3 protein-coding genes are annotated in these 2,829 nt (G+C 40.0%); 1 reads left to right on the top strand and 2 read right to left on the bottom strand.

What is annotated here, in order from left to right:
- The first annotated feature begins 426 nt into the window (after nucleotides 1-426).
- Nucleotides 427-639, top strand: coding sequence for a hypothetical protein (locus tag AAC037_RS23065; protein ID WP_339905940.1), 213 nt, complete (start codon nucleotides 427-429; stop codon nucleotides 637-639).
- Nucleotides 640-907: 268 nt separating this feature from the next.
- Here AAC037_RS23065 and AAC037_RS23060 read toward each other — a convergent pair whose 3' ends face one another.
- Nucleotides 908-1,912, bottom strand: a complete 1,005-nt coding sequence (locus AAC037_RS23060) for a galactose oxidase (RefSeq protein ID WP_339905939.1) — start codon at nucleotides 1,910-1,912, stop codon at nucleotides 908-910.
- A gap of 21 nt (nucleotides 1,913-1,933) precedes the next feature.
- Entirely contained in the window at nucleotides 1,934-2,734 is an 801-nt protein-coding gene (locus AAC037_RS23055) for a ThuA domain-containing protein (RefSeq protein ID WP_339905937.1), read from the bottom strand.
- Between the last annotated feature and the right edge of the window lie 95 nt (nucleotides 2,735-2,829).

Here is a 2,829-nt window from a genome sequence, read left to right as displayed (position 1 = left end):
CATGCTATTTTTTGGTTTATGGTTAAAAGATGTTTTAATTAACCAATTAAAATTATTTTTCATATAGGAATAATCATTTTTCTTGTGAACCGGATTCGTTTTCCCGTGAACGGGCTTTTTTATCTTGTTAATAACATGTGTGGAGAATGTAATGAGAAGAAAATCAGTAATTTGTGATATAGAGATTGAGTGATGGGGTGATGTAGTGATGAGGTGTACCATTCTTTTGCCATTATCTTTTTTATCACCCGTTAGGACTGAAAATTTGACATCTTGTATAATGGTGAATTATCTTTTTGGGAATCAGGGCATAATAAAAATGGCCTTGTTAGCTCTCTACTAGATTGAAATATACGTTAAAAACACTTATTAAAACCACTATAAAAAAAATCACTATATTTAAAGGAGCTAATTCTACCAAACAGCATGGAAAAATTTGAAGAATTTGAACATCGTATAAAGCGGGCTTTGAACAACTTGGATGCCAAAATTTCCTATTTACATGATGCTACAGGTCAACTCAAAAACTCCTTTGGAGAATTCCAGGAAGAGATGGATGAGTTTATGCATTTTGTCGGGAATCACGTTTCAGATCATGAACAGGGTCTCATCCGGATTGAGAAGCGCATGGGTATTTAAATAATTGTTTGTTCTTTTTTGACTTGGGTTTTAATGATGGAGGTTTAGCAATATTGATATTAAATGAGAATGATTAATCATTCTAATCTTTTATATCCTCTATTTGTTAATAGGGATCAATTTATTGATGATAAAGTGATGTGGTGATCTTGTGATGGGGTGATAGTGTGATTTTGTGATCTGGGATGGGGTGTTGTTTTAGGTTTTGAGGACTTTATATTCTGTTTTATGTTTAGCTAGGATTTATCTACCCAAGGCAAAAAGGTTTTTACCAGTTTTCAGGCAAGTCCAAGGACCAAACATCATTGACTAGGGGAGGGAGCATGCCTCCGGCAACAAATATTTTATCCTGGAAAACAAAAGCGGAATGTTCGTGTCGGCCGGGCCAGGATATTTCCGGCTTGTATTCGGTCCAGTTTATGCCATCCCTGCTGTACCAGGCATCTCCCCAGTTTTTGTAAGGGTTGTTGGACCAGCCGCCCATTACCCAAATGCAGTCCCTGTACACGACAGATGAAAACCATATCCGCTCATGCCATGGGGCAGCTTCGGTTACCTGTTCCCAATTTATGCCGTCTTCTGTGACCCAAACGTCATTTTTTACATGGTATTCAGGAGTATAATTGCCTCCGCCGAAAACATACATCTTTCCATTGAGTACAGCGGACTGATGGTAAGCTCTTGGAGACCAACCGGCATCGGCAGTGGCCAATTCCCAATCCTTCCCATTTTCGGAAACCCAAACATCGTTTTTAAGGCTTTTTTCATCCCCAAAATAGTAATTCTCTATTCCGCCCATTAACCATAGCTTGCCTTTGAATTCCACTACGGTTGAAGCAATTCTAGGTGTCCAGGAAGCTGCTTTCTTTTCCAATTTCCAGTCTGCTCCATTTGTGGAGGACCAGATGCTATTGCTGGCAGAATGTCCTTCCAGTCGACCATTGTACCAGCCTCCCATGACCCACATTTTGTCATTATAAACAACAGTCATGGGCAGATCACTGTGGATCCATGGGGCATCTGATGCTACTTTGTTCCAGTCCTTTCCATTGGCGGATGACCACACATCTCTTGGTGGGGCATGGTGGGAGTCAAACCAGCCACCTAAAATCCAGAGTTTGTCCTTGTAAACCAGTTCTCCTTGTGAATCCCTGGCTTGCCAGTCCGCCTTTTCGCTCACCTGTTCCCAATTGGGTAAAGGGTTTTGGGCTTTTAGGCCATTTACCAATAGGCCAAAAAAAAGTAAAGGGAGGAGGTATTTTCTCTTGTTCATTTTAGGAAGCATTTTACTTATTTACTCTTTTTCCAAAGCCCAATGAATACTATTGATCAGCAATTGAATAAAGGGCGCTTGTTTGAAATCCGTTGGATAGCCCAATGAGGTGTAAAAAACCTTTCCACCATAAGCTGTATTTCTTGTCCATGCTATGGGTTCGATGGCAGATTTCCCTCTTGGCTTGCCATTCAGTAAAACCTCCGCATTTGGGTCAATGATGGGTTTAACTTTATATACCTGTCCCTTACTCTTCCAATTTTTTAAATCCAGACCATTTAGAATAGAATGGTTTTCAGCCCCAAGGTAAGCACTTACAATTGTCCCTAATTTCTCGGGGAAATAACCATTGTTTTCACAGCCCAATATATCAGGCACAAAACCCCACCAACCCTCGAAACCGGGCTCCACTTCATCTCTCACCGAAAACCCATGATTGGCTGTTCGCAAACCCACCAATGGCTTACCAGATCTTAGGTAATTTTTTATGCTTGTCATTTGGTCAAAAGGCAGGGCCAATCTTCTACAAAAGACAACCAATAGGTCCGCCTCTTCTAGTATCTCAAGATTAGGAAAGCGGTAGGCACCGTGTGTACCCTTACCTTTGAGCACGGTTATTTTTAAGTTTTCATATTTTTCATCCAGCATCTCAGCAAAAGGAGGGACAGTAAGGTGGGCTTCATAGTTTAAAGGATCCTCACTGATTAGAAAGACAACATGTTTTGGTCCATTGGTTGGTAAAGCAGTTGCAAACATTGCTTTAGGTAAGCCTAGAGCACAACAAATTAAAAGCGCGACCAAAAGGTATTTGTGATTTTTCATTAGTTGGGTATATAGGTAAGAGAAAGCGTGTTTGAATTTAAAATTACTGTCGTCCGAGAACAAAAATAGGTTAAATAAATTAATCTATAAATAGT

Source organism: uncultured Cyclobacterium sp., assembly GCF_963976465.1.
GTDB lineage: Bacteria > Bacteroidota > Bacteroidia > Cytophagales > Cyclobacteriaceae > Cyclobacterium.
Note: the sequence above shows the minus strand (reverse complement) of the source record. Positions and strands in the feature narration are given on the sequence as shown.